Origin of the sequence: Flavobacterium sp. LMO6, assembly GCF_009495795.1 — a bacterium.
GTDB lineage: Bacteria > Bacteroidota > Bacteroidia > Flavobacteriales > Flavobacteriaceae > Flavobacterium.
Map to the genome: position 1 here is coordinate 1 of NZ_WIBH01000129.1, position 209 is coordinate 209.

At 44.5% G+C, this 209-nt stretch carries 1 protein-coding gene; it reads right to left on the minus strand.

Annotation, left to right across the window (positions count from 1 at the left end):
* On the minus strand, positions 1-209 hold a 209-nt coding region (locus tag GFJ99_RS13430; RefSeq protein ID WP_153209564.1), incomplete at both ends, for a hypothetical protein.

A 209-nucleotide genomic window follows, 5' to 3' on the forward strand; every position in this document is an offset into this window, starting at 1 on the left:
ATCCGTTAGCGTCTGTAACAGTACAAGTCCATGTTCCTGCGGTTAAGCCAGTAACTGAAGTTGTTCCATCACCTGTTGGATTACCTGGTGTCCAGTTATATGTATAAGGTCCAGATCCACCTGTTGGTGTATTTACAGCTGCAGCTCCAGTTGCTCCACCATTACAAGCAATGTTTGTTTGTGATGCTGGTGTTAACGAAAGTGCAGTT